Source organism: Arcobacter sp. CECT 8985 (genome assembly GCF_004116495.1).
GTDB lineage: Bacteria > Campylobacterota > Campylobacteria > Campylobacterales > Arcobacteraceae > Malaciobacter.
The window spans coordinates 15,200-33,737 of sequence record NZ_PDKC01000029.1 but is presented as its reverse complement, the minus strand read 5'-3'; the positions used below and the strand labels follow the sequence as shown (position 1 = coordinate 33,737).

Here is an 18,538-nt window from a genome sequence, read left to right as displayed (position 1 = left end):
GTCTTCTATCATAATTATTTTTTTTGTTTTTTTTGTATTAACATTTTTTAATAAATTAACCCATTGAATATATGAAAAAACAATAAAATCATATTTATTATCAAGTATTTGAACAAACATAGATTTCATTTCTTCACTAGAAAAATTTTCAAGATAATTTTTTCTATATAAAAATCTTTTTAATCTATTTTTTATACGATATTTTAAAGTAAATATATTTTTAAAATCACTAAGGTATAAATTAGTTATTAAACTTTTATCATATATCGTCCAATCATCAACAAAATTTTTATGAGATAAAATATCTACTTCTGCATTTTTATTATTTAGATATTTAATTAGTTCATAAAACCTTGAGTGAACTCCATTTTCTAATAAAAAAGGGTTATGAGGGAAAACTATTAAAATTTTTTTATTCATTTCAACTCTTGATATATTCGCATAAGACTTTTATACGCTTGAAATTTCTTTATAGGTGATTTAAAAAAACTTATAGAACTTAATTTTTCCAATATATTTATTAATTTAGAATATTGTTTATTGTTGTTATATACAAATATTTTATTAGATTTTAGACTTTGAATGCAAGATAAGTTTTTATCAATATTAATTTGTTCAAGATAGCTATTAGAATACTGATTAAGGATATCTATACTATCTTTTTGCTCATTATGAATAGCAATAAAATTGTAAATAAAACTATCAGCTAATAAAAAATCTTCAAATGAATTTAATTTTAATCCTGACATAATATATATAGAATAATTTCTTTCTATAAAGAAATTATAAATATCTTGTTGATCATAATTAAAGCTTTTTGCAGTTCTCATCCCAAACTCAAAAATAATAATTGGTCTAAATTTTAATAATAATTCTTCCGCTCCTTTAAGAACCAACAATTCAGCTCCTTCAACATCAATTTTTATTAATTTTAACTTTTTAAAATCAGAAAGAAATATATCAAGTTTTTTTACTATAACTTCTATTTTAGATTTATTATTTACGTCAAAAGAAGAATCAAGGATTACATTCTCTTTTAAACCTGAATATCCTTTTCGCTCATTAAAAACTGTAAATTCAGATATCCCTTCACTATTAGACAATGCAAAATTATGTAAAAGGATATTTGTCATTTTCTGTTCTTCAATTTTTGCTAGATTTAATTCAAATAACTCTTTTATTGGTTCAAAACCCAGAACTTTTCCATCTACCCCAACTAAATTTGATAAATAAAATAGAAACTGACCATAATTAACACCAATATCTATTGCTTCTTCTCCTCGATTAAGCATTAATTTCATAATTTTTCTAGTTAATTCATCTGAATTTAAAAAAGAATTATACCCATTTTGTTTAAGTTGCTCTAAAATCTCTGTTAAGCCTTTATTTTTTACATGATTAAATGCTATTTTTAAATTATTTTTCTGTAATTTCTGATATTTATTAAAAACAGTTTTTGATTTTATTTGCAATGCGTTTAAAATACTATTTTTTTGTATTTCTATAATATAGTTCATTAATTCATCTACATTTTTTGCTTGATGAAAATAATCATTTGTTTCAATTCCTACAAAACCATGTTTTGTTGAAATAATTGGCACACCATAAGATAGTGCTTCAACTGATTTAATCTTTAGTCCAGTCCCATCTTCGGGAGGAATAATACATAATTCAATTGATTTATAAAAATCTTTTAAATCATCTACTAACCATAAATAATTAATATTAGGATGATTATATAACGGTTCTAATTTTTCACAAACCATTCCTGCAATATTTAAAGTTACACCTTTAATATCATTTTTTATAAATTGTTGAACGAATTTTTCAACTGCTAAAAAATCTCTAATATGTCCTGAACTTATAATACCTATATTTTTCAAATCATTATATTCTTTATTTAAAAAGTTTGATTCTGATAAATGTCCTACTGTTATTACTTTTTTACTTGTAATTGATTCAAAATATTTTTTTTCTTCATCTTGTATAGCTAAAATAACATCAGCTCTTGACACACCTTTTGATTCTTCTTCTTCACTGTATGAATACCATTTTGCTAATTTATATTTATCTTTAAATTTATCATGTGTATCAATTATTTTCAAAATACTATTTGGTACAAATTCTAATACTTTAGATTGAAAAATATAATTATGCAAATAAATATCTATGTTATGAGTATTACAAATCTCTGATACATATTCACCAAGTCCATTCTCGTAAGCATCATCTATATTAATATTTCTATTAAATAAAAAGCTATGATTAATTCCCTGCGGATATATAAATGTTGCTTTAAAAGCATCATTGTAAAAGTCTTTTTCATTTTCAATTTGTTGGACATTACCATATATTATTAAAAATAAATTATATTCATTTTTTAAACTTTGTATCATATTAAATATTCGTTTTCTATTCCCTTGAATAGCAGGAAAGATTGGAACAGGAGAATAAATTAAGATATTTTTCATTTAAATAACCTTTTTAGAAGTTCTTTTAATAATTGTTTTGTACTCTGAGAATATTTATTTTTTTCAAATTGTTCTAATGTTTTATTTAAATAACCAACGGATTGTCTATTTTTGTATTGAATAATATAATCTAAGTCAAAAACTTTTAATTTGTCATCTATATATGAAAAAGTTTTATACGTCCAATAATCTTTTTTTCTTTGTGCTGCAATACTTTTAGCATCATTAAGTAAAATATAATGCCCAAATATATGATTGACTTTTTTTATATTTTCTTTATATTTATATGTTACATTTACTAAAAATTCTAAATCCATTGTATAGTGATTAGATTCATTAAATGGAATTAAAGATTGTACTTCTCTTTTATAGAAGTATTGTACTGGATTATTTGGAAAATTAGATTGAAATTTATTATCTCCTATTTTTTTCCAACCTTCCCAATGATATATGATATCTTGAAAATATACTTTTGGCTCCACTTCAACATTTCTACCATCTAGCAAATGAATATATACATTACCAAATAAAATTTTAATATTTTGATCTTTATTAAAACACTCATTAACTTGAAAAAAAGTGTCTGTTTTAAAATAATCATCACAATTCAAATATACTATAATTTCTCCACTACTTAATTCAAAACCTTTATTCATAGCATTTGATTGTCCCGTATCTTTTTCACTTTTCCATATAAGATGAGGATATTTTTTAAGTATTTCTATTGTTCCATCAGTAGAACAATTATCTATAATTATATGTTCGAAATTATTATAATTTTGATCAATTACACTTTTAATTGCTCTCTCAATATAGTCTGCGCTATTAAAAGATGGTGTAATTACTGATATTTTCAAGTTTTCCATTATTTACCTTTCCATTTATTTATAAAATTTTCTATTTGTAAGTCTGTATAAAAAAATCTTGTAACTGATTTTTTATAATAAAATTCTCTTAAATAATCTTCATCAAAAGTTAATAGTTCTTGTAGTTTTTTGTACTGTATATAATATTTTTTATCTGTAGATTCATTTGCATTTTGCAAAGAGATATTATAGTCTGGTAAAAAATCTTTAAACATATTATTAAAGTCAGACTTTAAACATTCTAATTGATAAAACAATATTTCCATACCATTTTTCTTATAAATAAAATAGCCTTTATTTTTATTAAAATTAATTTCAGATAATTTTATTTTAAATGTTTTTTCAAGTTCATTAATAAACCAATCTTGCATTGGCTCTGTTTCTAAAGATTCTTTTACAAAATCAATCAATTTATCATATTTTAAATCACCATCTTCTTTTACAAAATAATTATATCTTTCATTGATATTTTGAAAAATATCTGATAACCACCGATGTATTGGTTCTCTAATACCTACTATCAGCTTCCAATGAATTTGAGGATTATTTTTGATTATTTGATTTAATTCTGATCCAATAGTTAAATGATGAAGGCCTTCCATAAAACCTTTTTGTTTTTCTTTTTTTAAAATTTCATCTGCTGTTTCAATATTGTGTATTTGGTATATAGGGACATCTTTTACTTTATCTTTTAATGATTCATAAATAGTTGATGAGCCTACTTTTCCAACTTGATAGATGAGAATAGGCTCATCAAGTTCTGAGATATAATACTTTTTATTCCTTGCACTAAAAAAATCATCTGTGGGCAAAGTTAAAAAATTATTATGCCTATTCTCATTTTCTTTTAGTTTATGATATGAGTTTAACAAATTCTTATATTCTTTATATTTTTCTAAAGGATGTATTTTTATTGAAATATTTACAATTTTTTCTAAATATTTTTCTAAAGGCTTAAAATATGCTAATGATTGATTCTTCTTTTTTATGATTTTCTCTTTTTCCTCTATTTCTTGGTTCTTCTTTTTTATGATTTTCTCTTTTTCCTCTATTTCTTGGTTCTTTTTTTCTAAACTTATAAATCTATCCCATAATGTATAAATAATATTTTCACCATTATAATATTGTAGACCAGATAAATAATCAGGAAGAGTATACTTAAGACCAAGAGGGTGCAACTGTTTTTCTATACTACAGTTAATTTTTATTTTTCCAATTTTAAAAGAGTCATATTCATACAAAACGAAGATTAAGTTAAAATCAATATTTCTTGAAAATAAATAATTATTATCAATAGTCATATAGTCTATTAGCTCTTTTTTATGCTCTTCATCATTTGCTTCTAAGATAACTACTTTAGGTTTATATTTGTGTAAGTTAAAACCTTTTAAAACATCTATTTCAGCTCCTTCTACATCTATAGTAATAAAATCTATTTCAGATACATCATTTTCTTCTAAAATACTATTGAGTGTTTTTGCTTTTACTGTTTTTTCTTTATGTCCTAAAAATTCTAGTTTTCTATTTTCATATCTTTTTTCGATATCTTCTTTTTTTTCAGTTGATATATCAAGAGAAGATAATAATCCTAATTCTTCTTCATAAAAAGTTATCTCTTTTATATCCTCACTTCCTACACATGCAGCATTTATGCATATTGAGTTTGGTCTATTTTTTTTACAGTTTTCAAAGTATTGTCCAGGCTCTACACATATACCGTTCCAACCTTCAAGTTCAAAAGAGTAAGTATTACTTAGGTGCACACCGTCAAATGCTCCAACCTCCACAAAAAAACCATCTTTTTTAAAGTCAAAAAACTTCCACAAAAGATAATCTTCTCCATGCTGAGAATAATATCTTCTAAAAGGTTCATCTTTGTTATCTAGTATTTCATATATCTCTTTTTGAAACATGAGGACATTATTTTTTAATAAAGAATTTTTTAATTCTTTTTTGGAAGCTACAAAAACAGCTCTTGTTAAATTACCTTTAGTATAAACTTTTTTTGTCCAATCTTTTGGAAATTCTTCATGATCTGGTTGTGTTATTGGCATATAAACATACTCATAATTTTTTTTCAATTCATCAAAAAGCCAATTTCGTGCAGGTCTACATCCATAACCAGTTACACTTTGACTAAAAGATTCTTTATCTTCTTCAACAATATTTGATGCATTATTACTCTCATAACTTACACAAGTTTCAAGTAATAAAATTTCTTTAGTATGTTCTGCTAAAAATTCAATTAATTCTTTAGGTTTAGATATATGATAAAGTAATCCATAACAATATACAATATCAAATTTTTCATTTAAATTATTATGACTATCCAAATCCAAATTATATAATAAAGGTTTTACTTTTTCATTAGATTTGAATCTTTCTTGTAAAATATCAAAATTTTCTTTTCTACCTTCTAAACTAGTTATATTTTTTACACCTAGACTTAAAAGAAATTCTGTATGATCTCCAATCCCAGCTCCTAATTCTAATACTGTTTTATCATTAAAATCTATGCTTAATGACTCCAAATGATTAAATCGAGCTTCATTATGTCGCTGATAGTGATTTGATTTAAATTGATCTTCAGGCTTCTTATTCATTATTCTTCCATATTTATTATTTTTTCTATTCTTGGTTCTATATCAACTATACACATTTTCTCTTGAAATTTATGCTTTTCTTTTTCAATTTGAAAAATTGAACAGTCATGATTAATATAAAGACTTTTTTCATTTTCACTAAATTGAATTTTTATAAAATATTTTCCATGTAAAAAATTACATTTAAAATTTAAATAAAATTTGATTTTTCTATTATAAATATTAATTCTATCTTTCAAATATTCTCTTATACAACTCAAATGGGTACCTTGAACATTTAAAAATGATATACCAAAAGATAAATTCTGATAATCTTTATCTAACTCTGCTTCAACATAAAGTTTATAGTTTTGCCCTGTTTTCAAAACATTTACTATATAATTTTGTGTATCCAAAATAAAAAAATCTTTTAAAATAATTTCAGAATCACCTGAAACTTGGGGATTACATTTTAACCCTTCAATATAATTTTTGGACTTTTTAAATTTAGATTCATTAGATAACTTATTTTTAGCTAATTGAAGTATTTTAACTTTGCTATTATCTACGATTTTATCAATATTATTAAGTTCTTTTAAAATACTACTATGATTTTTACTAAACACAAGCTTTTGATAATAATCAGTTACCTTTTTAGGAGTATCATCCAAAATAATTTCTCTATCATAAAGAAGAACTGCACGAGTACAAAACTCTACTACTGACTGAGCATTATGAGATACAAATATCACTGTTTTTCCATCTTTGAAAAGTTTTTCTATTTTTGCATAGCATTTTCTTTGAAATAACACATCTCCAACAGCAAGTACTTCATCTACTATTAAAATATCAGGATTGGTGGATGTTGCTATACCAAAGCCAAGTCTTGCTTTCATACCACTACTATAGCTTTTAACTGGTTGGTCTATATGCTCACCAATATCTGCAAACTCTATAATCTCTTCCGTTATTTTTTCTCTATTTTTTTCTATTTCATTTAACTGCAAATTTAGTTTTATATTTTCTCGCCCAGTCATCTCTGGTTTTAGTGAACTTCCAAGTTCAAGTATAGCGTTTATTCGTCCGTGGATATTAACTCTTCCATTTGTTGGAGTAAGCACACCTGAGATGATTTTAAGTAGTGTTGATTTTCCTGCACCGTTCACCCCTACTATACCTAAGACTTCACCTTTTTTTATCTCAAGATTTATATTTCTAAGTGCATAAAACTCTTTATGATACTTCTTTTTAAAAGGGTTTAATGACTCTTTTAATCTATCTATTGGTTTATCATATAGTTTATAAACTTTTGAGATGTTTTGTAAACTTACTGCTATATCTTTTTTCATTACAACACATCTCCAAAGTGAGGTCTAAGTCTTTTAAAGACTATTGAACCAAGAATTAAGAATACAATAGTTATTATCCAAAACTGCACTGTATCATTTATATTTTGCCAAAACCATACTTTACTTATAAATGTATTTCTAAAACCTTCAACTACATACACCATCGGGTTTAATTTTACTAAATAGTGATACTTTAAAGGAATAATTTTAAATGACCAGAAAATTGGTGTAAGCCAAAAACCAAACTGTATAACTACTCCTATTATCTCACCTACATCTTTTATAAATACTCGTAAAGATGAAGTTAGCCATCCAAGACCTAAAGTCAAAATAACAGTACAAACTATATAATAAGGAAGTTGTAACCAATAAATTGTGGGGAAAAACCCATTTAATAAAAATGCAATAATTAATAAACAAACTAAGACAATATGAATTCCAAGTGAGGATAAGACTTTTACAAGAGGTAATATACTTACTCTAAAAGCTACTTTTTTTACTAAGTAGGCATTACTTACTATTGCACTCATTCCTTTGTTTACTGCTTCAGAGAAAAAGAACCAAGGAATCATTCCACAAAGTAACCAAAGTACAAAAGGAGTTCCATCATCTGTTGGTCTTGATTTGAACCCTACTGTAAATACAAACCAAATAACACCTATAAACAATGCTGGCCTAATCACTGCCCACAATATTCCTAAATATGATCCTAAATACTGCTGTTTAAAGTCATTGTAAGCTAAAGTAAACAGTAGTTTTCTACTATTTCTTATATGATTTAAAAATCTAAAAAACTCTTTTATATATCTCAAAACTACTTCACCACAAACCAAGGATTTAATAAATTATTTTTATTATAAACAACAGACTTTCTTGAACCATTTTTATCAAATACATAAGTCATCTTCCCTGCACATCTTACAACTGCATCAGCGGCTGCTGTATCCCACTCCATTGTTGGAGCAAGTCTTGGATATATGTCTGCTTCACCAACTGCTACCATACATAGTTTTAAGGAACTTCCTTTTGATACTTGTTCTATTTCTTTACTATCTAAATTATTTATAAAATCCTGAGTTTCACTTGAAAGATGTGATTTTGAAGCAACTACAAATAGTTTTTCTTTTGGATTATTATTTGTTTTTAATGGTAACTTTTCACCATTTTTATATGAAGATTTTCCATCTGCCCAATAAAGATCACCTAATGCTGGTGCATAAACTACACCCATTATTGGAGTATTATTATGAATAAGAGCAATATTTACTGTGAATTCACCATTTTTTTTGATAAATTCTTTTGTTCCATCTATTGGATCTACACAAAAGTAACAATCCCAATTTTTTCTTATCTCATAATCAACTTGCTTGTTCTCTTCAGACATAATTGGAATATTTGGATATAATTTATTTAAAGATTTACAAATTAATTCATTTGATTTTATATCTGCTTCTGTAAGTGGTGATTTATCATCTTTATAATCAACTTGAAAATCTTTGTTATAAACCTTCATAGTTAACTTACCTGCTTCTAAAGCTATATTTTTTATATCTTCTATATTTATATTTTTATATTGCATAATCGTTTTCATTTCCTTGTATATAACCATATTGTATCAAATGATTTATTACTATATCTACACACTCTTCAATTGAGTTTTTATCTGTTCTTATGTGTATTTGTGGTTCTTCTGGTTTCTCATAAGGAGAAGAAATTCCTGTGAAATTTTTGATTGCACCATCTCTTGCTTTTTTATATAATCCTTTTGGATCTCTACTTTCACAAATTTCAAGAGGTGTATCTACAAAAATTTCTATAAACTCATCATATTTTACCAAAGATTTTGCTATTTGTCTATCTGATTTAAAAGGGGATATAAAAGCAGTCAAAACAATAAGCCCACTATCTACAAAAAGTTTAGATACCTCTCCTATTCTTCTAATATTTTCTACCCTATCAATTTCAGAAAAACCAAGATCTTTATTTAATCCATGTCTTACATTATCTCCATCTAAAAGATATGTTTTTTGACCTCTTTTATAAAGTTCAACTTCAACTGCGTTTGCAATAGTTGATTTACCAGAACCTGAAAGACCAGTAAACCAAAGGATACAAGGTTTCTGATGAAATAACATTATTCTCTTTTCTTTTGTTATATTTTGAGAATGCCAAACAATATTTTCATCATTTTCATGTTTGTTTTTTATATATATTTCATTCATTTGATGTACTTATTTTTAAGAAATTCAATTATTATTTTACTTGCATCTTTTACAGAAACTTCAGTAGTATCTATAACAATTTCAGCTTTTTGAGGCTCTTCATAAATATCACTAATACCTGTAAAATTTTCTAATTCACCTTTTAGTGCTTTTTCATATACACCTTTATAATCTCTTTTTTTACAAGTTTCAATATCAGCTTTTACATATACCACTATATTATTTTGAACCATTTCTCTAATTGCTTTTCTTGATTCTCTATATGGACTAACAAAAGATGATACTGTTGATACAGAATTATTTTGTAATGTTTTGATTAGGTGTCCAATTCTATGCATATGTCTATTTCTATCTTCTCTTGAAAAACCAACATCAGGGATAACATCTCTGATATCTTTTGAATCTAATCTTTCAAGTGGAATATCAAGTTTTTTAAGTTCATTAAAAACTTCATTTGCAATTGTAGTTTTACCTGAAAGTGGAAGTCCCGTAAACCAAAGATTAAATGGCTTTATTTTTTTTCTTCCCCAATTGATTTTAAACCAAGCTCTTTCATGTGCCCAATAAAGTCCTATTTTTAGAACTGTTTCTAGCATTCCTGCAGCTATTGCTAAATCTAATCTATCAAAAAATATATAAACTATTAAAATAGTCGTTGTTGTTGCTATTATTCTCCAAGATATACCTTTTACAATAGATCTTATATTTGAATCTTTATACATTTATAAAATTGCCTTACATTTCCATTCAGGATAATTTCTTCTTATATATTCATTTAACTCAATTTCTGCTTTTTTATAATCTTTTGAATTAAGAATATGTGAAGTTTCACCAATAATTGAAGAGATAATCATACCAGCACCAACTGTTGAATTTGTATATTTATCAATAATAATAAAACTTCCAGTATATCTATTTTTATTATATGAATCTACAGCAATATCTCTATCTAAAGAAATTGTACATTTTGCAATATCATTTAACGCTAAAGAATCAGCTTCTATTTCTTCAAAAGTATTTATGTTTTTTTTGTATTCAATTGAATTAAATGTTCCATTTATTACACTCGTAGCTCTTTTTATAATATAATTTTGATTTAATTTCAAAGGTATTTCATCCATCCATACAATCATAGCAGATAAATGATTTGATACTTTTGGTATATCATCTGATTTTACAATCATATCACCTCTTGATATATCTATCTCATCTTCTAATGTAAGGGTAGTAGACATAGGAGCAAATGCATTTTCAATTGTTTCTACTTTTTCATCTTTTCCAACTGGTTTCAAATTTTTAATATCATTTGATACTATTGATTTTATTTTTGAAGTTTTAAAAGATGGTAATACAGTTATTTTATCTCCTACTTTAATTTCTCCACTAGCTATAGTTCCTGAAAAACCTCTGAAGTTTAAATGAGGTCTTATTACATATTGAACTGGAAATCTAAATGAATTATTTTCTTCTTTAGAAATATTTACAGTATCTAATATTTCCATTAATGGTTTATTATTGTACCAAGGAGTATTTTCTGATTTATTTAATATATTATCTCCATTTAATGCAGAGATAGGAATAAAATCAATATTTAAATCAGCATTATGAGGTAAATAAGCTACAATCTTTTCATAATCATTTTTAATATTTTCAAATATCTCTTCAGAAAAATCTACTAAATCCATTTTATTTATTGCAACAATTAAATTTTTGATTCCTAAAAGAGATGCAATATATGAATGTCTTTTTGTTTGAGTTAAAACTCCTTGCCGTGCATCTATTAAAATTATAGCTAAATCTGCAGTTGAAGCACCAGTTGCCATATTTCTAGTATATTGTTCATGGCCAGGAGTATCTGCAATAATATATTTTCTTTTATCAGTTGAGAAGAATCTATATGCAACATCAATAGTAATACCTTGCTCTCGTTCACTTGCAAGTCCATCGACTAAAAGTGCAAGATCCATTTTATCTCCAGTCGTTCCACTTTTTTTACTATCTTTTTCAATGGCCGCTAACTGATCTTCAAATATCATTTTACTATCAAAAAGAAGTCTTCCAATCAGCGTACTTTTTCCATCATCTACAGAGCCACAAGTAATAAATCTAAGAATTTCTTTATTTTCATGTTGATTTAAATACTCTTCTATATTTTTTGAAATTAAATTTGATTGATGTGACATCTTAGAAATACCCCTCTTGTTTCTTTTTCTCCATTGATGCATCTCCATCAGAGTCTATTAATCTTCCTTGTCTTTCACTAGTACGACAAACTAACATCTCTTGAATTATTTCAGGTAGTGTAGTAGCTGTTGAATTAACTGCACCAGTTAAAGGATAGCACCCTAGTGTTCTAAATCTAACATCTTCAATCTTTGCAGTCTTAGCTAATTCTTCAGGCATTCTATCATCATCAACTAAAATTTTTGTACCCATATATTCTACAACTGGTCTTTTTTTAGAAAAATATAAAGATGGAATTGGTATTTTTTCTAAATAAATATATTGCCATATATCTAACTCTGTCCAATTTGAAAGCGGGAATACTCTAATAGACTCGTCTTTTAAATGTTTACCATTATAGATGTTCCATAATTCTGGCCTTTGATTTTTTGGATCCCATCTATGGTTTTTATCTCTAAAGGAATAAATTCTCTCTTTTGCTCTTGATTTTTCTTCATCTCTTCTTGCTCCACCAAATACTGCATCAAACTTGTATTTATTAAGCATTTGTTTTAAAGCTTCTGTTTTCATTATTTCAGTATGAAGTGCACTTCCATGGGTAAATGGTGAAATATTCATCTCTATTCCTTTTGGATTAGAATATGTAATTAATTCCATTCCCACTTCTTTTGCTCTTCTATCTCTGAATTCTATCATCTCTTTAAACTTCCATTTTGTATCAACATGAACTAAAGGAAGTGGTGGAGGTGCTGGATAAAAGGCTTTTTGAAGTAAATGAAGCATTACAGAACTGTCTTTACCTACGCTATAAAGCATTGCAGGATTTTCAAATTCTGCTACTACTTCTTTCATTATATGCATTGATTCAGATTCAAGTTGTTTTAGATGAGTTAATCTATTTTTTGCCAACATTAAAAAAACCTTTTTTCTTTTAAATACCAATTATAAATTGTCTTAATTCCATCTTCTAACTGAACTTTATGTTTCCATCCTAAGTTATGAAGTTTACTTGGATCTGTTAATTTCAATATAGTTCCATCTGGTCTATTAGTATTAAAATAAAGCTCACCTGTAAAACCTATAATTTTTTTAATAAGTTCTGCAAGTTCTTTGATTGAAATATCTACACCTGTTCCTATATTTATATGTGTATTTTTTATCTCTTTTGAATTCTTTTCAAATGTATCTTTAAAATCTCTATTTTCAAGTAAAAATACACACGCATCTGCCATATCTTCACTATACAAGAACTCTCTTCTAGGCTTTCCTGTACCCCAGATTTCTACTTTTTTTTCATCCACTCCAAATTTTGATAAATATTCTTTTGCTTGGCTTAAATTTTTTACATCTAAATCTTTTATTACTTCATCATATTTTTCTTCATTTAGAAGTTTTGCTAAATAAATTTTTCTAATAAGTGCAGGTAATACATGTGAAGTTTCTAAATCAAAGTTATCATTTGGTCCATAAAGGTTTGTAGGCATAACACTTATGAAGTTAGTTCCATACTGTAGATTATAAGATTCACACATTTTGATACCAGCTATTTTGGCTATTGCATAAGGTTCATTTGTATATTCTAACTCACTTGTCAAAAGGCAATCTTCTTTCATAGGTTGTGGTGCTTTTTTTGGATAAATACATGTACTTCCTAAAAAAAGTAGTTTTTTTACTTTTTGAATATAACTTTGATGTATTACATTATTTTGAATTGCAAGATTTTCATATATAAAATCTGCTCTGTAAGTGTTATTTGCTACTATTCCACCAACTTTTGCTGCAGCTAATATAACATACTCTGGCTTTTCTTTTTCAAAGAACTCTTTCACCGCTTTTGGGTCAGTTAAATCTAATTCTTTATGTGTTTTTTTTACGATATTTGTATAGCCTTTACTTTCAAGGTTTTTTACTATAGCTGAACCAACTAAACCTCTATGACCTGCTACATATATTTTTGAATTTTTTTGCATTTTATATTACCACTTTTCTATTCATAATAACTCATGATTTTATATCCACCATCTTTTAAATACTGATCTTTTGTCATAAGTTTTAAATCTGATTCCATCATATCATGAACTAAATCTTGTAAATTATATTCTCTATTCCATCCTAACTTTTCTTCTGCTTTTTTAGGATTTCCCAAAAGTAGATCAACTTCAGTAGGTCTAAAATATCTTGGGTCTACTTCTACTACTATTTGATCAACTTTTAAATGAGATAAATCTACTCCAATTTTTTTTGCTCTTTCATTATCAATAGAGTCAATTATACCTTTTTCTTCTATGCCTTCGCCTTCAAATCTAAGAGTAATTCCTGTATAAGAAAATGCAAACTTTACAAAATCTCTAACAGCAGTTGTTTGTCCTGTTGCTATTACCCAATCTTCTGGTTGCTCTGCTTGAAGTATCATCCACATCATTCTTACATAATCTTTTGCATGTCCCCAGTCTCTTTTTGCATCAAGATTACCTAAGTATAACTTATCTTCTAAATTTAAAGCAATTTTACTTGCTGCTCTTGTGATCTTTCTAGTTACAAAAGTTTCACCTCTTACTGGACTTTCATGATTAAAAAGTATTCCATTACAAGCATACATTCCGTAAGCTTCTCTATAATTCACAGTTATCCAATATGCATACATTTTAGCAACTGCATATGGACTTCTTGGATAAAAAGGTGTAGTTTCACTTTGAGGTGTTTCTTGAACTTTTCCATAAAGCTCACTCGTACTAGCTTGATATATTTTAGTCTTTTTACTAAGTCCTAGTAATTTAACAGCTTCAAGTATTCTAAGTGTTCCAGTTCCATCTGCATTTGCCACATATTCAGGTGTTTCAAATGATACTGCAACATGACTCATAGCTGCAAGATTATATATCTCATCTGGTTGAGTTTCTTGTATAATTCTTGTAAGATTCATACTATCAGTCATATCACCATAATGTAACACTAAATTTCTATTTTCCGCATGAGGACCTTGATATAAGTGATCTATTCTATCTGTATTAAACAACGAACTTCTTCTTTTTATACCATGTACTTCATACCCTTTTTTTAGTAAAAACTCTGCTAAATAAGAACCATCTTGTCCTGTAATACCTGTAATTAATGCAACTTTTTTATCCATAAATTTTAATCCTATAATATTTTATTTTCTTTCAAAATCATCTTCAATTCTTATAATATCATCTTCACCTGTATATTCACCAACTTGAGCTTCAATTAATACTACTGGTATTTTACCTTCATTCTCAAGTCTATGAATTTCACCCATTTTTATATAAGTGGATTCATTTGGTCTTATAAGTCTTGTTTTATCACATACTGTTACTGTTGCAGTTCCACTTACAACTATCCAATGTTCGTTTCTATGAAAGTGTTTTTGTAAACTCAGTCTTTTACCTGGTTTAACTTCTATTCTTTTTATTTTATAACCAGGAGTATCTTCTAATACAGTATAAGTACCCCATGGGCGATGTGCAGTTTGATGTATATTATGTAGTTCTGAATCTTTTTTGATTTCTTTTACTATTTGTTTTACTTTTTGAGAAGAGCCTTTTTTACTTATAAGTAAAGCATCTGATGTATCTATAATAATCAAATCTTCTATATCTATTGTAGTTACTTTTCTTTTTTTACTATAAACTAAGTTGTTTTTGCTATCTATTCCAAGAAAATTTTCATTTTTTGTATTACCATCTTTGTCTTTTGGTAATTCTTCATACAAAGAATCAAAACTTCCCAAATCAGACCATGAGATATCAGAAGGAATAACTTTTACTATATTTGATTTTTCCATCACTGCATAATCAATACTATCTTCTGGAATATTTATCATATCTTCATGATTTATTCTTGTCATAGTATTCTTTTTTGCATTTTTTATTGCTTTTATACTTGCAGTATATATACTTGGAGAATATTTCTTCAACTCATCTAAAAAAACTCCCGCTTTAAAGCAAAACATTCCACTATTCCAATAATAATTTCCAGATTCTAAATATTTCTTCGCTGTATTTTCATCTGGTTTTTCATGAAATGCTTTTACATCATATCCATCTGATTCAATATAACCATAACCTGTCTCAGGATAAGCAGGAGTTATACCAAAAGTTACTAAATAATCTTCTTTTGCTAAAGATATAGCTTCTTTTAAGACTTTTTCATACTCCATTTGATTTTTAATTAAATGGTCACTTGGAGTTACTAAAACAATCTCTTCTTCATCCAATTCTAAGCATGCAAGTGCAATTGCAGGTGCAGTATTTCTTCCTATTGGTTCTAATAAATATTTATTTTCAGATTTATTCAATTCTTCTAATTGATCAATAGCAAGAAAATATTGTTCACTATTTGATACCATAAATTGAGTATCACATGTTTTTGAATTTCGTTCAACTGTTAACTGAAAAAGAGATTTATCATCAAAAAGTTTTACAAATTGCTTAGGCATAAGTGTTCTACTTATTGGCCAAAGCCTTGTACCACTTCCTCCACATAATATCAAATTAGTCATTTTTATAATTTCCCATCACTTTTTTCTAAAATAGATTTAATATCATAAACAATATTATTATCATTTTTCAAATTTAAAACTTTATAATTATCATGTGCAACTGCTAAAACTATTGCTTCATAATCTTCAAATTTTACTTCATTTTTTAAATTTATATCATACTCATATTTTACTTCATCTTTATCTGCCCAATAATCTGACACAGTGATATTACATCCAAATTCTTGAAGTTCTTCTATTACATCTATTACTCTACTATTTCTAATATCAGGACAATTTTCTTTAAATGTTATTCCAAGAACTAAGACATTTGAGCCTTCAATTTTTTGTCCTTTTTTTATCATAAGTTTTATAACTTGATTTGCTACATAAATTCCCATATTATCATTTAATCTTCTACCTGCAAGTATTATCTCTGGATTATAACCAATACTTTGTGCTTTATGAGTTAAATAATATGGATCTACACCAATACAATGACCTCCTACAAGTCCAGGTCTAAAAGGCAAGAAATTCCATTTAGTACCTGCTGCTTCTAATACTGCATTTGTATCGATATCTAGTTTATTAAATATAATTGATAGTTCATTTACAAAAGCTATATTTATATCTCTTTGAGAATTTTCTATTACTTTTGCAGCTTCTGCTACTTTTATTGTAGGAGCTAAGTGTGTTCCAGCAGTAATAATTGAAGAATAAAGTTCATCAACTTTTTGTCCAATTTTTGGTGTTGAACCTGATGTTACTTTAAGTATTTTTGTAACTGTATGTTTTTTATCTCCTGGGTTTATTCTTTCAGGACTATATCCACAATAAAAATCTTTATTAAATTCTAGATTTGAAAATTTCTCTAGTATTGGTACACATACCTCTTCTGTAGCACCTGGATAAACAGTACTTTCATATATAACAATATCATCTTTTTTAAGTATTTTTCCTACAGTTTCACTTGCTTTTACTAAAGGAGTTAAATCAGGTTGTTTATTTTTATCTATTGGAGTTGGAACTGTAACTATAAAAATATTACAATCTTTTATATCCTCTATGTTACATGTAAATTTAATACCATTATCAAGTGCTTCTTTTAACTGTTCACTTGATAATTCAAGTGTTCTATCATGTGCTTTGTTTAATTCATCTATTCTAGTTTGATATATATCTAAACCAACTACGTTGTATTTAGCAGAAAAGGCATGAGCAAGAGGAAGACCTACATACCCAAGGCCAATAATACATATTTTATCCATTGATTTTATTTCCTTTTTTACCATATCCAAAGAATTCTAAGTACCAATCTACAAAATTATCTATTCCTTTTTGAATTGGTGTTGCTGGTTTATAACCTAAATCTTGAACTAAGTCATTTACATCTGCAAATGTTGCAGGTACATCACCTGCTTGTATTGGCATCATATTTTTTTCTATTTTTTTACCAAGTTTATTTTCAATAGCTTCTATAAAATCCATAAGTTTTACAGGGTTATTATTTCCAATATTATATACTTTGTATGGTGCACTTGAAGTTGATGCTTCTTTTTTATCCCAAGTTTCATTTGGTTTTGCTGGATTATCAATAACTCTAATAACACCTTCTACTATATCATCAATATAAGTAAAGTCTCTTAGCATTTCACCATTATTAAAAACATCAATTTTTCTATTTTCTAAGGCTGCTTTTGTAAATAAAAACAGTGCCATATCGGGTCTACCCCATGGCCCATATACCGTAAAAAATCTAAGTCCAGTAGTAGAGATACCATAAAGATGGCTATAAGTATGTGCCATTAATTCATTTGATTTTTTACTAGCTGCATAAAGTGAAATTGGATGATCTACATTATGATTTGTAGAAAAAGGTAGCTCTTCATTTAATCCATAGACTGAAGAACTTGATGCATAAGAAAAATTCTTTACATTATTATGTCTAGATGCTTCTAATAAATTTAAAAAACCAACTATATTACTTTGGATATAAGAATCTGGATTTGTTAGACTATATCTAACTCCTGCTTGTGCAGCTAGATTGCATACTGCATCAAACTTTTCATCTTCAAAAAGTTTAGTTACTTTTTCTTTATCTTCTAAGTTTAATTTTATAAATTTATAATTGCTATTTTTCTTTGATATTAGTAGCTTTCCATATGGAATATCTTCACCCTCTTCTAGTGAATCAATAATCCCACCTCTTTGTAATCTTCCATACTTTACATTTTGGTCATAGTAGTCATTTATATTATCTAATCCTACCACTTCATCACCTCTTTCAAGTAGCTTAATAGCTAGATGACTTCCTATAAATCCCGCTGTTCCTGTCACTAATATTTTCAATCTAATTCCCTCTAAAA

General features: G+C 26.7%; 16 protein-coding genes. All 16 read right to left on the bottom strand.

The window, feature by feature from the left end:
• Positions 1 to 420: hypothetical protein (locus CRU93_RS11390; protein ID WP_258238907.1), on the bottom strand; the 420-nt coding region annotated here is incomplete at its 3' end.
• Complete coding sequence (locus CRU93_RS11385) at positions 417 to 2,471, bottom strand: FkbM family methyltransferase (RefSeq protein WP_129104327.1); 2,055 nt, start codon at positions 2,469 to 2,471, stop codon at positions 417 to 419. The genes CRU93_RS11390 and CRU93_RS11385, both read right to left, overlap by 4 nt.
• Positions 2,468 to 3,337: a glycosyltransferase family 2 protein gene (locus tag CRU93_RS11380; protein ID WP_129104326.1), complete on the bottom strand. Its 870-nt coding sequence runs from the start codon at positions 3,335 to 3,337 to the stop codon at positions 2,468 to 2,470. Before CRU93_RS11380 ends, CRU93_RS11385 begins: the two co-directional genes overlap by 4 nt.
• The gene (locus tag CRU93_RS11375) at positions 3,337 to 5,940 is read right to left on the bottom strand and encodes an FkbM family methyltransferase (protein ID WP_129104325.1); all 2,604 of its coding nucleotides are present in this window, start codon (positions 5,938 to 5,940) and stop codon (positions 3,337 to 3,339) included. The genes CRU93_RS11380 and CRU93_RS11375 overlap by 1 nt, the downstream gene beginning before the upstream one ends.
• A complete protein-coding gene (locus tag CRU93_RS14190; RefSeq protein WP_164967670.1) occupies positions 5,940 to 7,268 on the bottom strand; it encodes an ABC transporter ATP-binding protein in 1,329 nt (442 codons plus the stop codon). The genes CRU93_RS11375 and CRU93_RS14190 overlap by 1 nt, the downstream gene beginning before the upstream one ends.
• Positions 7,268 to 8,080, bottom strand: a complete 813-nt coding sequence (locus tag CRU93_RS11365) for an ABC transporter permease (protein ID WP_129104324.1) — start codon at positions 8,078 to 8,080, stop codon at positions 7,268 to 7,270. Before CRU93_RS11365 ends, CRU93_RS14190 begins: the two co-directional genes overlap by 1 nt.
• 2 nt (positions 8,081 to 8,082) lie before the next feature.
• On the bottom strand, positions 8,083 to 8,859 hold the full coding sequence (cysQ, locus tag CRU93_RS11360; RefSeq protein ID WP_258238906.1) for a 3'(2'),5'-bisphosphate nucleotidase CysQ: 777 nt from the start codon (positions 8,857 to 8,859) through the stop codon (positions 8,083 to 8,085).
• On the bottom strand, positions 8,837 to 9,490 hold the full coding sequence (cysC, locus tag CRU93_RS11355; RefSeq protein ID WP_129104323.1) for an adenylyl-sulfate kinase: 654 nt from the start codon (positions 9,488 to 9,490) through the stop codon (positions 8,837 to 8,839). The genes cysQ and cysC (CRU93_RS11355) overlap by 23 nt, the downstream gene beginning before the upstream one ends.
• Positions 9,487 to 10,212 carry an adenylyl-sulfate kinase gene (cysC, locus tag CRU93_RS11350; RefSeq protein WP_129104322.1) on the bottom strand — a complete coding sequence of 242 codons (726 nt, stop codon included), beginning with the start codon at positions 10,210 to 10,212 and terminating at the stop codon, positions 9,487 to 9,489. The genes cysC (CRU93_RS11355) and cysC (CRU93_RS11350) overlap by 4 nt, the downstream gene beginning before the upstream one ends.
• The gene (gene cysN, locus CRU93_RS11345) at positions 10,213 to 11,673 is read right to left on the bottom strand and encodes a sulfate adenylyltransferase subunit CysN (RefSeq protein WP_129104321.1); all 1,461 of its coding nucleotides are present in this window, start codon (positions 11,671 to 11,673) and stop codon (positions 10,213 to 10,215) included. It abuts the gene before it with no gap.
• 1 nt (position 11,674) lies between these two features.
• Entirely contained in the window at positions 11,675 to 12,586 is a 912-nt protein-coding gene (gene cysD / locus CRU93_RS11340) for a sulfate adenylyltransferase subunit CysD (protein WP_129104320.1), read from the bottom strand.
• Positions 12,586 to 13,644, bottom strand: a complete 1,059-nt coding sequence (locus tag CRU93_RS11335; RefSeq protein ID WP_129104319.1) for a GDP-L-fucose synthase — start codon at positions 13,642 to 13,644, stop codon at positions 12,586 to 12,588. Before CRU93_RS11335 ends, cysD begins: the two co-directional genes overlap by 1 nt.
• 17 nt (positions 13,645 to 13,661) lie before the next feature.
• The gene (gene gmd, locus CRU93_RS11330) at positions 13,662 to 14,804 is read right to left on the bottom strand and encodes a GDP-mannose 4,6-dehydratase (protein ID WP_129104318.1); all 1,143 of its coding nucleotides are present in this window, start codon (positions 14,802 to 14,804) and stop codon (positions 13,662 to 13,664) included.
• Between the two features lie 21 nt (positions 14,805 to 14,825).
• Positions 14,826 to 16,193 (bottom strand): mannose-1-phosphate guanylyltransferase/mannose-6-phosphate isomerase, encoded by a 1,368-nt coding sequence (locus CRU93_RS11325; RefSeq protein WP_129104317.1) that lies wholly within the window; start codon positions 16,191 to 16,193, stop codon positions 14,826 to 14,828.
• Positions 16,194 to 16,195: 2 nt separating this feature from the next.
• Positions 16,196 to 17,440 carry a Vi polysaccharide biosynthesis UDP-N-acetylglucosamine C-6 dehydrogenase TviB gene (tviB, locus tag CRU93_RS11320; RefSeq protein ID WP_129104316.1) on the bottom strand — a complete coding sequence of 415 codons (1,245 nt, stop codon included), beginning with the start codon at positions 17,438 to 17,440 and terminating at the stop codon, positions 16,196 to 16,198.
• On the bottom strand, positions 17,433 to 18,521 hold the full coding sequence (locus tag CRU93_RS11315) for an NAD-dependent epimerase (protein ID WP_129104315.1): 1,089 nt from the start codon (positions 18,519 to 18,521) through the stop codon (positions 17,433 to 17,435). The genes tviB and CRU93_RS11315 overlap by 8 nt, the downstream gene beginning before the upstream one ends.
• Positions 18,522 to 18,538 lie beyond the last annotated feature (17 nt).